The 12875-nt window shown below is 72.8% G+C and carries 12 protein-coding genes; 8 read left to right on the top strand and 4 right to left on the bottom strand.

Annotated features, from left to right (window positions below; all coding sequences use genetic code 11):
* Positions 1-104 precede the first annotated feature (104 nt).
* On the top strand, positions 105-911 hold the full coding sequence (locus OIE51_RS04080; protein WP_326595567.1) for a SigB/SigF/SigG family RNA polymerase sigma factor: 807 nt from the start codon (positions 105-107) through the stop codon (positions 909-911).
* Between the two features lie 4 nt (positions 912-915).
* On the top strand, positions 916-1470 hold the full coding sequence (locus tag OIE51_RS04075) for a DUF6328 family protein (RefSeq protein WP_326595565.1): 555 nt from the start codon (positions 916-918) through the stop codon (positions 1468-1470).
* Here OIE51_RS04075 and OIE51_RS04070 read toward each other — a convergent pair.
* Entirely contained in the window at positions 1367-2554 is a 1188-nt protein-coding gene (locus OIE51_RS04070; protein ID WP_326595564.1) for a PAS domain-containing protein, read from the bottom strand. The two genes, OIE51_RS04075 and OIE51_RS04070, sit on opposite strands and share 104 nt — an antisense overlap.
* Positions 2555-2634: 80 nt before the next feature.
* Between OIE51_RS04070 and OIE51_RS04065 the strand changes: the two genes are divergently transcribed.
* Both OIE51_RS04065 and OIE51_RS04060 read left to right on the top strand, forming a co-directional pair.
* Positions 2635-3348 carry an ANTAR domain-containing response regulator gene (locus tag OIE51_RS04065; protein ID WP_326595563.1) on the top strand — a complete coding sequence of 238 codons (714 nt, stop codon included), beginning with the start codon at positions 2635-2637 and terminating at the stop codon, positions 3346-3348.
* A 333-nt stretch (positions 3349-3681) separates the two neighbouring features.
* Positions 3682-4986, top strand: a complete 1305-nt coding sequence (locus OIE51_RS04060; RefSeq protein WP_326595562.1) for an NAD(P)/FAD-dependent oxidoreductase — start codon at positions 3682-3684, stop codon at positions 4984-4986.
* Between the two features lie 230 nt (positions 4987-5216).
* Here OIE51_RS04060 and OIE51_RS04055 read toward each other — a convergent pair whose 3' ends face one another.
* The 3 genes from OIE51_RS04055 to OIE51_RS04045 all read right to left on the bottom strand — a co-directional run bounded on the left by OIE51_RS04055 (position 5217) and on the right by OIE51_RS04045 (position 8991).
* Positions 5217-5636, bottom strand: coding sequence for a CBS domain-containing protein (locus tag OIE51_RS04055; protein WP_326595561.1), 420 nt, complete (start codon positions 5634-5636; stop codon positions 5217-5219).
* 180 nt (positions 5637-5816) lie between these two features.
* On the bottom strand, positions 5817-7976 hold the full coding sequence (locus tag OIE51_RS04050; protein WP_326595559.1) for a catalase: 2160 nt from the start codon (positions 7974-7976) through the stop codon (positions 5817-5819).
* 61 nt (positions 7977-8037) lie between these two features.
* A complete protein-coding gene (locus OIE51_RS04045; protein ID WP_326595557.1) occupies positions 8038-8991 on the bottom strand; it encodes a polysaccharide pyruvyl transferase family protein in 954 nt (317 codons plus the stop codon).
* Positions 8992-9059: 68 nt separating this feature from the next.
* On the opposite strand from OIE51_RS04045, the gene OIE51_RS04040 reads away from it, so the two are divergent.
* From OIE51_RS04040 to OIE51_RS04025, 4 genes are all read left to right on the top strand, one after another.
* Positions 9060-9965 (top strand): glycosyltransferase family 2 protein, encoded by a 906-nt coding sequence (locus tag OIE51_RS04040; RefSeq protein ID WP_326595554.1) that lies wholly within the window; start codon positions 9060-9062, stop codon positions 9963-9965.
* Positions 9952-10851: a glycosyltransferase family 2 protein gene (locus tag OIE51_RS04035; protein WP_326595553.1), complete on the top strand. Its 900-nt coding sequence runs from the start codon at positions 9952-9954 to the stop codon at positions 10849-10851. Before OIE51_RS04040 ends, OIE51_RS04035 begins: the two co-directional genes overlap by 14 nt.
* A 383-nt stretch (positions 10852-11234) precedes the next feature.
* On the top strand, positions 11235-11987 hold the full coding sequence (locus tag OIE51_RS04030; protein ID WP_326595552.1) for a DUF6879 family protein: 753 nt from the start codon (positions 11235-11237) through the stop codon (positions 11985-11987).
* Complete coding sequence (locus OIE51_RS04025; RefSeq protein ID WP_326595551.1) at positions 11984-12829, top strand: helix-turn-helix domain-containing protein; 846 nt, start codon at positions 11984-11986, stop codon at positions 12827-12829. Before OIE51_RS04030 ends, OIE51_RS04025 begins: the two co-directional genes overlap by 4 nt.
* Positions 12830-12875 lie beyond the last annotated feature (46 nt).

Below are 12875 nucleotides of genomic sequence, written 5' to 3'. Positions count from 1 at the left end.
CCCGCGGGAGCCCCATGGCTCCGGGCGAGTGCGGCCTGTGGTCCGTGTGCTCCCGCGGTGACCCAGTGAACGAGCAGGGACACCCAGCAGGGAGCTGAAAGCCGATGCCCACGACCCACGTCAGGAAGCCCCGTCGCCAGCACCCGCACGACGACGCCCCGAAGACCGCGGAGGCGTTCCGCAGGCTCGTGGCGATGGACCCGGGTCCCGAACGCGACGCGCTGCGCGACGAGATAGTCCGCGCCTGGATGCCGATGGCGGGCCGCCTCGCCCGGCAGTACCGCAACCGCGGCGAGAACCTCGAAGACCTGGAGCAGGTCGCCCACTTGGGCCTGGTGAAGGCCGTGCGCCGCTATGACCCCAGCTACGGCACCGCGTTCGAGAGCTACGCCGTGCCCACCATCGTCGGCGAGATCAAGCGCCACTTCCGCGACCACCTGTGGGGCATGCATGTCCCGCGCCGCGTGCAGGAGTTGCGCAACCGGGTGCGCGTCGCCCACAACGAGCTCTCGCACACCCTCGACGGCCGTCGCCCCGACACCGAGGAGCTGGCCAAGGCCGCCAACATGACGCGGAAGGAGGCCCAGACGGGCCTCGAAGCGATGAACAGCTTCACCGTGCTGTCCCTCGACGCCGAGGTGGCCGGCTCGGACGAGGGCTTCTCGCTGCTGGACACCCTGGGCCGCACCGATCCCGGCTTCGACCACGTCGTGGAGCGCGAGTCGGTCCGCACCCGGCTGCGGGAACTGCCCGAGCGCGAGCGGCAGATCCTCTACCTGCGCTTCTTCCGCGGCATGACGCAGAGCGGCATCGCGGAGCAGATCGGGATCTCGCAGATGCACGTCTCGCGTCTGCTGAACCGCACGTGCTCGCGCCTGCGTGAACAGGTGGAGGCCGGCGGTGCAGGATGACGGCATGCCGAGACCGAGGCCGCGCGACGAGACACCGCCCGAACGTGACGACCGGAACTTCGCGGAGCTGCTCCAGGAGCTGCGGGTCACCCAGACCGGGGTGCAGATCCTCTTCGCCTTCCTGTTGACGCTGGCGTTCACCGCCCGCTTCCCGTCCCTGGACGACGTCCAGCGCACCACTTACGTGGTCACGCTGCTGCTGGCGATGACCGCGACGGTCCTGTTCACCGCTCCCGCGGCGCTGCACCGGCAGCTGTTCCGGCGCGGCGCCAAACGGGAGATCGTGGAGGTCTCCTCCCGGCTGACGACGGCGGGGCTGGGCGCGCTCGCGCTGGCCCTGGCCGGCGCGCTGATGCTGGTCGTGGACGTGGCGGTCGGGCGGAGCGCGGGGATCGCGACCGCCGTGTGGGCGTTCCTGCTGTGCTCCGCGCTGTGGGGCGTGCTGCCCCACGTGGTCAGGCGGCGCGCAGGGCGAGGGCGATATGCCGGGAAATCCGCTCGACCGCGCTCGCCTCGGCCAGCCCGAAGTCACGACGGCCCCCGGCGCGGAGCAGAGTGACGACCCCGAGCACCGCCCCCGACGGCAGCCGCAGCGGCACGCAGAGCAGCGACGACGCCTCCGTGAGCGCCAGCACCGGAACGCCGTTCCCCGCCTCGCCCAGCGCGTGCGCGTCCTCCGGCCGGATCTGGAGGGCCGAGCCGCCCGCGCCGGCCGCCTCGCTGATCAGCGGCGCCCCGGCGGGGTCCTGCGCCGCGAGCGCCGCCGCGTCGCCGGCCCCTGGCCCCGACCCGGGCGCCAGGACGGCGACCCGCCGGAGCTGACCGCCGCCGGGCACGGCCCGGTCCGCGATCACCCAGTCCGCGAAGCGGCCGTGCAGCACCGCGCAGGCACGCTCCAGCGGCCCTTCCCCGGCCGGACCGGAACCGGACGCGGACAGCAGCGCCGTCGTCACGTCATCGACCAGGTCCATCAGCTCGACCCGGCTGCTGACCTCGGCCGGGTCGGGCGGGCCCACGGCCTCCACCGGAAGGGGCGGCGCGGCCACCCCGGCCCCCGGTCGCTCGGCCGTCGGCTGGCAGACGGCGAGCACGGAGGTGCGCCGATGTCCCGGGGGCCGCACGGCGGCCAGCGTCACCCACAGCCGCCCCGGCCGTTGCGCGTCCCCCGACTCGGCCGCCAGCCCGCGCATCAGCTCGACGGCCAGGGTCCGGTTGCCCTCGTGGCGGGCCACGGCGGCGACCTGGCCGCGGAAGGCGGCCCGGCCCTCCAGCGTGAACGAGGCGGTGATCGAACGGCCGGCGGCGTATCCGGCGCGCAGCCCGAAAAGCTGGCTGGCGGCGAAGTTGATGCGGCTCACCACGCCCTCGCGGTCCAGCAACAGGACGGGGACGGGCAGCCGTTGGAAGATGGCCCGCAGCAACTGCTGTTCCTTGGTGTCGGTGGCACGGCCCGACTTCCGCTGTTGGGCGGTCAGACGTTCATAGCGCGGCCACAACAGATCAGAGACATACTGAAGTTCGAAAAGAGCGGCATCGAGATTGGCCGGCCCCCCGCCTCCCGGCAGGGCGCGCGTCGCGCGCAGCTCCGCCACCCGCTTGCGGAAGTCCGCGAGCTCGGTGCCGTATTCATCCTCGTCGGCCATACCGGAACAGTAATCCTCACCAAGTCGGATAAGGGTAGCGTCAATCGTTTCGGTGCAAACTGCCCGGGAAGGCGACGGTCATGCCCGACAGCACACATGAGCAGCCGACGGACATCTCCGCCCGCGCTCTGGTCAAGCTCGCGGAGCGGGCTGCCCTGTGCACGCCCGCGGCCTGCGGCGCGGCGGCGACCGTCGGTCCCGACGACGACCTCGGCGGACCCGCGACCAGGGCCGCCGTCACCCATCCCGACCTGGCCCCGCTCGTCACCGTCCAGTGGACGTCGGGCGAGGGCCCCATCGCCGCCGCGGTGCGCACCGGGGAGCCGGTCGGCGCGGACGACCTGCTGGCCGAGCGGCGCTGGCCCGACTATCGCGCCATGGCGCTGGACGCCGGAGTCCGGTCCACCGCGACCCTGCCCTTCCACCACGACGGGCTCACCGTGACCGTGACCGTCTGCGGCTTCCGGCCCGGCCTGCTGGACGACCGGACCCGCGCCACCGCCACCCTGATCGGCGACCTCGCCACCCGGACCCTCGCCCGCGACCAGGCGTACGAACGTGCCCTGACCGAGGTGGACCAGCTCGACAGCGCGCTGCGCTCCCGCCCGGTGATCGACCAGGCGTGCGGCATCCTCATGCACGTCCTCGGGTGCGACGCCGACACCGCCTTCGACCTGCTGCGGCGCCAGTCGCAGCGCACCAACAGCAGACTGGCCGAGCTGGCCGACGGCGTGGTGCGCACGAAGGGGCGCGGCATCGAGGCGAAGCTCGCCCGCCTCACTCCCGCCCGCTGAGGCCCCGGCTCGCCGAGGTCCCGGCCCGTGCGGCCCGAGGCCCGACCGTCCGGCCGCCCTCCGCCGAGCCGGCCGCGCCTCCGACCGACCCCTGGGCGTTTCTTCCGCCGCACGGTCAGCGAGCCGGGTTCGGCGCGCAGCGCCGGGCCGGGACCGTTCTGGCGCACCCTGTACGGCGACTCGGGCCGGGAGGGGCACCCGCCGGTGGCGATCGTGTTCACCGGCCCCGGGCGCGCGCGCCGGCCCGCCGGGCCCGGCCGGACGCGCCGAGCGCATGGGAAGGCCGGGGACGGGTACTCGCCACCATCACATTCCCGCGTCTAGGAGGTGCGCATGAGCCGGCCCCGGATCGTGATCGTCGGGGCGGGATTCGCCGGTTACCGGACCGCGCGGCAGCTTTCCCGCACGATGGGGAAGCGCGCGGACATCGTGCTGCTGAACCCGACCGATTACTTCCTCTATCTGCCGCTGCTGCCCCAGGTGGCCGCCGGAATCCTGGAGCCACGCCGGGTCACCGTCTCGCTCACCGCGACGCTGCCGGGCACCCGGCTCGTGCTGGGCGAGGCCACCGGCGTGGACCTCGACGCCCGCCGTATCCGTTTCACCGGCCCCGAGGGGCACCACGGCGAGCTGGACTACGACACCCTCGTCCTGTCCGTCGGCAGTGTCAGCCGGCTGCTGCCCATCCCCGGCGTGGCGCAGTACGCGCGCGGCTTCCGGGGCCTGCCCGAGGCGCTGTACCTGCGCGACCACATCGTCCGCCAGCTGGAGCTCGCCGCCCACGCCGACGACGAGGAGGAGCGCCGGGCGCGCTCCACGTTCATCGTCGTCGGCGCCGGCTACACCGGCACGGAGGTCGCGGCGCAGGGCGCGATGTTCACCGACTCGATCGTCCGCCGGGAGCGGGCCGAGGGCCTTCGCCCGCGGTGGATGCTGCTGGACATCGCGCCGCGCGTGCTGCCCGAGCTGGACGAACGGCTGTCGCGCACCGCCGACCGGGTGCTGCGGCAGCGCGGCGTGGACGTGCGGAACAAGATGTCGGTGAAGGAGGCCAAGCCGGACGGTGTGCTGCTGGACGACGGGGAGTTCGTCCCGACCCGCAGCCTGATCTGGTGCGTCGGTGTCCGGCCCGACCCGTTGGTCTCCAACGTCGGACTGCCGACCGAGCGGGGTCGGCTGTGCGTCGACGCCTTCCTGAACGTGCCGGACCACCCGGAGGTCTTCGCCTGCGGCGACGCCGCCGCCGTGCCCGACCTCACGCAGCCCGGCAAGTACACCCCGATGACCGCCCAGCACGCCTGGCGGCAGGGCAAGACGGCCGCGCGCAACATCGCCGCCCGCTACGGCATGGGGGAGCGCGGCGCGCACGAGCACCACGACAAGGGCTTCGTCGTCGACCTCGGCGGGGTCAAGGCCGCGGCCAACCCGTACCGGATTCCGCTGTCCGGGCCGCTGGCCGGTGCCGTCACGCGGGGCTACCACCTGCTGGCGATGCCGGGCAACCGGTTCCGCGTCGCCGCCGACTGGCTGCTGGACGCGGTGCTGCCCCGGCAGGCCGTGCAGCTGGGCATGGTCCGCTCCGGCTCCGTTCCGCTGGACACCGCCTCGCCCGAGCTGGCCCGCACCCCCATGGAGTGACCCACCCGCAGGGAGTGCGTGGAGTGACCCACCCGCGTTTCTCGCGCGTTCTCGGGTTCTCCGCGCCGAGAAGCACCGAGAAGCACCGAGAAGCACCGAGAAACCCGGGAAACGCCGAGAAACCCGGGAAACGCCGCGACGCGGAGGCGGGGTGCCCGGGGGACCCGCAACCCCCTGGCACCCCGCCCGCTCGGCTCTCTCGCCGTTCCGCACGGTGCCGCCCGGCTCCCTCAGGAGTCCGGTGCCGCCCGGCTGATCTCGGCGAGTGCCGAACCCGGCTCCTGGTCCTGTGCCAGGTCACCGAGGCTCACCACCCCCACCACCCCGCGCCCGCTGACGACGGGCAGTCTGCGCACCGCGTGGTCACGCATGAGGCGCGCCGCCGTGCCGACCTCCTCCTCGGGGGCCACGCACACGGGGTCGGGGGTGCACACGGCCTGGCACTCGACGGTGAGCGGGTCCAGTCCCTCCGCCACCGCGCGCAGCGCGATGTCCCGGTCGGTGACGACACCGAGCAGTACGCCGTCCAGCGCGACCAGGACATCGCCGATGTCCTGGGCCCGCATGAGCTGCGCCGCCTCCACGAGCGAGGCGTCGGGCCCCAGCGACGCGACCGCCGGTGTCATGACTTCGTGGACGAACTGGGCCATGCTGACCGCCTTTCCTGCGTGCCTTTCCTGCCGTGCGCTTCGAGCACCACGCGGCAGTACCCCGCGAGCCCCGGACTATGCGCGTCGTCCGGTGCTCGCGGGAGAAGCGGGGGAGCGGGAGAAGCGGGGGAGCGGGAGAAGCGGGAGAAACGGGGAGCGGGGGAGGAAGCCATGCCCGCATCAGCCGGGAACGCGGTCGCTGTCCCGGTCCCAGGTCCGGTGGCAGGCGATGACGTCCGCGAACGCCGCGGCCACCTCGGCGACCCGCGCGCCGTCCGTGGCACTGATCACGCCCTGGTCGTCCACCAGGCCGTCGCTGTCCCCGTCCCCGTCCCTGTCCCCGGCGGAGCCCTCGGTCCCGTCGCCGCCGTCCGCCGCGAGCCGCAGCCCGGGCAGGCCGAGGCCGCGCACCAGCTCCACGCCCGCGCCCAGCGCCGCGATGGCCTTTCCGTGCTTGAACGCCTCGATGACGTAGTGCCGGGCCAGGCCGTCCTGGCCCAGCGTGCGGGCGCTCTCCTCGCCGCCCGGCACGCACACGGCGTCGTACAGCACCGACGCCATGGTGCTCATCGCCCGGTCCACCGCGACCGTGCCGCCGCCGGCCGCGCGGATCTCGCCGTCGTGCGGGGCCAGCACCTCGGGGATCGCGCCGCCGCCCGACAGCGCGCCGCGCAGCGCCGACACGTCGTCCCCGGCCACCCCGTCCGCCACCAGGAGCGCGATCCGGCGGGTGGCGATCGACTCGGCCGGGCTCTCGGCCAGGCTGAGGGCCGGCGACGTGCGGCCGTGGTTCTCGGTCACCGGTGCCTTGGGCGGCGCCACCCCGATGCCCTCGGCCACCAGGGTCGCCAGCGTGTGGTCGACGTGGTTGAGCCGGTCGACCGTGCGCTCCCGGATCTCGCGGGTGCCGACCTTGCCCAGTTCGAAGCGGAACGCCGCGACGATGTGCTCCTTCTCCCAGGAGGCCATGCTGTTCCAGAACAGCGTGGCCTGGCTGTAGTGGTCGGAGAAGCTCTCGCTGCGCTTGCGGATCTTCGCGCCGTCCACCCGCTCCTGGTAGTGGACGTACGCGCCCGCGTCGGGCGAGGCGAGCACCGGGCAGCCGCCGGACAGGGAGTTGGGCGCGTAGGCGGTCCGCCCCGGGTGGATCCGGTGCTGGCCGTAGCCGTCGCGCTGGTTGTTGCGGACCTTCGCCACCGGCGCGTTGACCGGGAGCTGTTCGAAGTTCGGGCCGCCCAGCCGGATCAACTGGGTGTCCAGATAGGAGAAGTTGCGGCCCTGGAGCAGCGGGTCGTTGGTGAAGTCGATGCCGGGCACGATGTGCGCCGTGTGGAAGGCGATCTGCTCGGTCTCGGCGAAGAAGTTGTCCGGGTTGCGGTTCAGCGTCATCTTCCCGACGGGCCGCACCGGCACCGTCTCCTCGGGAATGATCTTCGTCGGGTCCAGCAGGTCGAAGTCGAACCGGAACTCGTCCTCCTCCGCCACCAGTTGCACCCCGAGCTCGTACTCGGGGAAGTCGCCCGCCTCGATGGCCTCCCACAGATCGCGCCGGTTGTAGTCGGGGTCCTTGCCCGCGATCGTCTGGCACTCCTCCCACACCAGCGAGTGGGTGCCCAGCACCGGCTTCCAGTGGAACTTCACGAACGTGCCGCGCCCCTCCGCGTTGACGAGACGGAAGGTGTGCACGCCGAAGCCCTGCATCATCCGGTAACCGCGCGGCAGGGCCCGGTCCGACATCAGCCACATCAGCATGTGCGTCGACTCCGGCTGGAGCGACACGAAGTCCCAGAACGTGTCGTGCGCGGACTGCGCCTGCGGGATCTCGTGGTGCGGCTCGGGTTTCACCGCGTGCACGAAGTCGGGGAATTTGATGGCGTCCTGGATGAAGAACACCGGCATGTTGTTGCCCACCAGGTCGTAATTGCCCTCCCTGGTGTAGAACTTGGTGGCGAACCCGCGCACGTCGCGGACGGTGTCCGCCGAGCCGCGCGACCCGGCCACCGTCGAGAACCGCACGAACACCGGTGTCTCGCGGTCCGGCCCCTGGAGGAAGTCGGCCCGGGTGTACTCCGCGAGCGATTCGTACGGCCGGAACACGCCGTAGGCGCCCGCGCCCCGCGCGTGCACGACCCGCTCGGGTATTCGCTCATGGTCGAAGTGGGTGATCTTCTCGCGGAAGTGGAAATCCTCCATGAGCGTCGGGCCGCGTTCCCCGGCGCTCAGCGAGTTGTCGGTGTCGTCGACGCGCGTGCCGAAATTCGTCGTCAGCGGGCCGTCCTGCGGCCGGTCGCGCAGTGGATCGAGCTGCTCCTGCTTGCCCCGGGATCCCTCAGCCGACATCTGCTCTCCTCACGATCGTGCGTGCCGCATTTCGGGCATTCCGCCTGGAGTGCCCCACCGACTACCCGCCCACGGCGGTCCGAACCACGCCGTCCTCCAGCGTGCCGGGCACGGGCGGCCCCGGCACGCCGAGCGCCTCCGGCAGCCGGTCCGCCGGATCGGCCGCCACCACCAGCGGACGCCGCCGCCGCGCCGCCCCCGCGCCCCGGTCCAGACACCACGCCAGCCAGGCGTCCAGCCGGGCCGGCGCCACCCGCTCGGCCGACACCAGCGCCGGCCAGCGGCAGGCCCGCGCCTGCGCCGACACCTTCGCCCCGCCGCGCACCGGGTCGATCACCAGCGGCGGCACCCCCACCCGCAGCGGCAGCACCAGCCCGTGCAGTCGGTCGGTCACCACCGCGTCCAGCCGTTCCACCACCGACAAGAACTCCTCGGCCGTCCCGCACAGCAGCCCGTCCTCCCGGTCGAGCCGGGACTCCAGCGCCACCGGCGCGCAGCGCGCGCCCGCCAGCCAGCTCCGCACGGTCCCGGCCACGCTGTCGTGCGCCCGCCGCTCCCCGTACTCCCGCTGGCCGCGCGTGAGCAGCACGCCTACCACCGGCACGCCGGGCCCGCGCGGCGCGCGCATCGCCAGATCCTGCTCGGGCACCCGGTCCGCGCCGTCCCGCGCCAGCACCTCGTGGAAGCCCGTCACCGCCGGATCCGCCGGATCGATCACCGAGACGCCCACCGCCACCCGGCGGCAGTGCGCGAAACGGCCGTGCAGCCCGGCGATGAGCGGACCGTGCAGCGGCCCGCAGACGAAGACCAGCCGCGTGTACTCCCCGGGCCGCGCGTCGCCCAGCGCGAGCCCGCCCGGCTCGAACCGGGGACTCCAGGCGACGTCGTAGGGCACGCCACGCGCGTCGAGCACCTGCCGCACCCGGCTCAGGGCCAGCACGTCCCCGGCTGTCGCCTCCCCGTCCAGAAAACTGAACCACCCTGTCACCAGGGTCCGTCCGACTTCGCTCGTCATCCGCCCCGAGTTACCCGCCGTGACCGCGTGAAACGTTTCGCGTGCCGCCGCCGGGGCACTCGGCGCCCGTGCCACCCATCAGCCCCGAGCCCACCGCCCCCATCGGCGTGGTCATCGCCACGCGCGACCGAGCCCCCTCCTTGCTGACCACCCTGGAGAGGCTGACGGCCTTGCCCGAACGGCCCCCGGTGATGGTCGTGGACAACGGCTCCGAGGACGGCACCGCGGACCTGGTCGCCGAACGTTTCCCCGCCGAACGTTTCCCGGCCGTACGGGTCCTCCGCCTGCCCGTCAACCGCGGCCCGCTGGCCCGCAACCTCGGCGTCCGCGCGCTGCCCGCCCGCTACATCGCCTTCAGCGACGACGACTCCTGGTGGGCGCCCGGCGCGCTGAGCGCCGCCGTCGACCTGATGGACGCCGAGCCGCGCATCGGTCTGCTCGCCGCCCGCATCGCCGTCGGCCGGGACCTCAGCCCCGACCCGATCAACGAGGTGCTGGCCGCGTCCCCCCTCGACACCGCCCCCGGCCTGCCGGGACCCGCCGTGCTCGGCTTCCTCGGCTGCGCCGCCGTGGCGCGCCGCTCCGCGTTCCTCGCCACCGGCGGTTACCACCCGCTGATGTGGATCGGCGGCGAGGAGACACTTCTCGCCTACGACCTGACGGCCGCCGGATGGCACGTCTGCTACGCGCCGCAGGTCACCGCCGTCCATCACCCCGCCGACGCCCCCAGACCCCACCGGGTGGCCTACACGCGCCGCAACGAGGTCCTCACCGCCTGGCTGCGCCGCCCCTTCCCGGTCGCGCTGCGCCAGACCGGGCGGCTGGCCCGCGACGCCCGGGACGACGCCACCGCGCGGCGGGCCCTCGGCCAGCTCCTGCCGCGCCTCCCCGCCGCCCTGCGCGGCCGGCGGCGGCTGCCCGCCGCCGTGGAGGCCGAGGTCCGCCGACTGGAGGGCGCCCATGCCGCCGGATGACCGCACATCGGTGGTGATCATCACCCACAACCGCAGGGCCGAGCTGCTCCACACCCTCGACCGGCTCGCCGAGCTGCCCGAACGCCCCCCGATCCTGATCACCGACAACGGCTCCACGGACGGCACCGCCGAGGCCGTCGCGGCCCGCCACCCGGCGGCCCGCGTCCTCAGCCCCGGCGCCAACCTCGGCGCGATCGGCCGCAACCTCGCCGTCCGCGAGGTCACCACCCCCTACCTCGCCTTCTGCGACGACGACACCTGGTGGGCGCCCGGCTCCCTGGCCGCCGCCGCCGACCTCCTCGACGCCCACCCCCGCGTAGCCGCCGTCACCGCCCGCATCGTGGTCGAACCGGCCGGCACCGAGGACCCCATCGTGACGGAGCTGCGCCACTCGCCGCTGCCCCGCCCCGGCTGGCTCCCCGGCCCGGCCCTCGGCTCCTTCCTGGCCGCCGCGACGGTCCTGCGCACCGACGCGTTCCGCGCGGCGGGCGGCTTCTCGCCGCGCCTGTGGCTGGGCGGCGAGGAAGAGCTGCTGGCCGCCGACCTGATGGCGGCCGGCTGGTGGCTGGTCTTCGACGGGAGCCTGACGATCCATCACGCGGCCTCCGGCCTCCGCGACCCCACCCGCCGCCGAGCGGACGGCATCCGCAACACCCTCTGGTTCACCTGGCTCCGCCGCGCCCCCCGGCCGGCCCTGCGCCGCACGGCCCACCTGTTGCGCACGATCCCCCGCGACACGACCTCGGCGGCAGCGGTGGCCCGCGCGACAGCCGGCCTCCCCTGGCTCCTCCGCGAACGCCGCCCCGTCCCCCCGGAGGTGGAGGCCCGCCTCCGCACCCTGGAAGAGGCCCAACGCACGTCGAACGCACGGCGCTACGTGGGCTGACGGCCAGGGCCCCGGCGAACCCGGCCCAGCGGCGGGGTGCACTCAAGGCGCACTGGCTCGCGGGTCCATTCCGGCCGGAGGTCGTCACGCCAGGCGGGCCCGAGGAGGTGTACGTCGGCACCGGCGGCTTTCGCCCCTACGGCGACTGCCCATAACCAGCGTTCGATCTCGCCGTATCCGGCTGGGGGAAACGCGTAGCTGCCGGGGAAGTCGTAGACGCCGACCAACACTTATGCCTCCGAGGGCGCTCCGTCCGCCGTGATCCGGCGCGCACGCGGTATAGCGGGCGGGGCGGCGCGAGAATAATCGGGAATCACACCTCCTCACCCGGGACCGTCGCCTTCACGCTGGGACTGCTGCGTCTCGATGAGGAGGGAAACGTCATGCCACGACGGCTTCGGTTGCTGGGAAGCACCTCGGGAATCGGTGACTGTCCGACGCTGTACGAGGATCTGGAGACGGGAGAAGTGCTCGTCCAGGGACAGGCGGTGACCGACGCCGGTGAAGTGGCACAGCTCAAAGCCGTCAAAGAAGGTGAAGGCTTCGTCGTGGTCCCGCGCCGGCTACTGGCCGACTTCGCGCCCAGGACGGCGGAACGCACGCCCGAGTTCGTTCCCCAGGAACAGATCAACGAGTTCGTCAACGACGGTTTCGAGCACACCGCCTGGCGGCTGGAGACCCGGACCGGATACCTGACAGATCAGCGGATGCCCTCCTATGAGGAATTCTTGCGGACGGGCGATACGGCTGGCGAGGTGGGGCACCCATGGTTCCGAAACGTCCGTCGGATGACCGGCAACGGTAAGCGTTTCGAACGCGTGCGGCTCGTGGACGATCCGCTGACCACCGGGCAGCGTTATCTTCTGGCCTGCGGCAGGACCAACGTGGTGGCGGGCGAGGACATCCGCTGCATGTGGCGCTCGGACGCCGAGCGGCTCGGGTTGAACCTCTGGGACTTCTGGCTGTTCGACTCACGCACGGTCGCCCGCTTTCACTTCGAGGGCGAGCGCACCATTGGCATGGAACTGATCACCGAACCGGCGGAGGTGCTGCGCGCTTGCCAGGTGCGCGACGCCGCATGGCATCACGCGGTGCCCTACGAGGAGTTCGAGGCTCGGGTACCGTCCGCTGAGTGAGTACCGACTTCCAGCGAGCCCGAGCGTCCCTCGCCGCGCGGTTGCGTGAACTGCGCGTCGAGGCCGGGCTCACCGGACGGCAGTTGGCCGACTGTCTGGGGTGGACCCAGTCAAAGATCAGCAAGCTGGAAAACGGCAGACAGACGCCGACAGTCGCGGATCTCGCCGCCTGGGCGGAAGCCACTGGCGATCCCGGAGCGTCGGCGGAACTGGCCGGTCGGCTGCGGGGCCTTGAGACCCAGTACCGGTCATGGCGGCGCCAACTCGCCGGAGGATACCGTTCGGTCCAGGAGGCGCACGGTGCGCAGGCCCGTCAGACCCGTGTCCGCCGGAGCTTCGACCCGACCCTCGTTCCTGGCCTGTTGCAGACCGCCGACTATGCCCACGGGGTGCTCACCCGCTACGCGGCGCTCCACACCGCGCGACGCGACATCGAGGCGGCGGTGCGGGCACGCATGCGCCGTCAGGACATCCTTGAAGAGTCCGGCCGCACTTTCCACTTCCTCCTCTGGGAGGGCGCGCTGCGCGCACGGCCCTGCACCTCTGACGTTCTCTCGGCCCAACTCGAACACCTCGCCACCCGGCTCGGCCCAGGACATGTACGCCTGGGCGTGGTGCCCTTCGCCTCGGACATGAACGTCCCCGCAGGCGTCGGTTTCTCACTCCATGACGATCGGCTGGTGATCACCGAGACCTGGCACGCGGAGATGTGGCTGGACGATCCGGCGGACGTGGCCGTCCATGTCTCCGCCTGGGAAGCACTGGAAAGAAACGCGGCCTACGGCGCCGAAGCCCACCGCCTGATCCTCCAGGCACGACGTGCCGTGTCCGCCGGTGAATAGCCGCAGATGAGACTTCGGTTGGCTGATGAGTCGTCTCACCTGCAGT

The organism is Streptomyces sp. NBC_01803, assembly GCF_035917415.1.
In the GTDB taxonomy this organism is placed as follows: domain Bacteria; phylum Actinomycetota; class Actinomycetes; order Streptomycetales; family Streptomycetaceae; genus Streptomyces.
The sequence above is the reverse complement of the archived record's forward strand: the minus strand, read 5'-3'. Positions and strand labels throughout refer to the sequence as shown.

Bases quoted from the DNA above. Each gene is read 5' to 3' on its own strand.
- OIE51_RS04080 (WP_326595567.1), top strand. From the start codon at position 105: ATGCCCACGACCCACGTCAGGAAGCCCCGTCGCCAGCACCCGCACGAC.
- OIE51_RS04075 (WP_326595565.1), top strand. From the start codon at position 916: ATGCCGAGACCGAGGCCGCGCGACGAGACACCGCCCGAACGTGACGAC.
- OIE51_RS04070 (WP_326595564.1), bottom strand. From the start codon at position 2,554: ATGGCCGACGAGGATGAATACGGCACCGAGCTCGCGGACTTCCGCAAG.
- OIE51_RS04065 (WP_326595563.1), top strand. From the start codon at position 2,635: ATGCCCGACAGCACACATGAGCAGCCGACGGACATCTCCGCCCGCGCT.
- OIE51_RS04060 (WP_326595562.1), top strand. From the start codon at position 3,682: ATGAGCCGGCCCCGGATCGTGATCGTCGGGGCGGGATTCGCCGGTTAC.
- OIE51_RS04055 (WP_326595561.1), bottom strand. From the start codon at position 5,636: ATGGCCCAGTTCGTCCACGAAGTCATGACACCGGCGGTCGCGTCGCTG.
- OIE51_RS04050 (WP_326595559.1), bottom strand. From the start codon at position 7,976: ATGTCGGCTGAGGGATCCCGGGGCAAGCAGGAGCAGCTCGATCCACTG.
- OIE51_RS04045 (WP_326595557.1), bottom strand. From the start codon at position 8,991: ATGACGAGCGAAGTCGGACGGACCCTGGTGACAGGGTGGTTCAGTTTT.
- OIE51_RS04035 (WP_326595553.1), top strand. From the start codon at position 9,952: ATGCCGCCGGATGACCGCACATCGGTGGTGATCATCACCCACAACCGC.
- OIE51_RS04030 (WP_326595552.1), top strand. From the start codon at position 11,235: ATGCCACGACGGCTTCGGTTGCTGGGAAGCACCTCGGGAATCGGTGAC.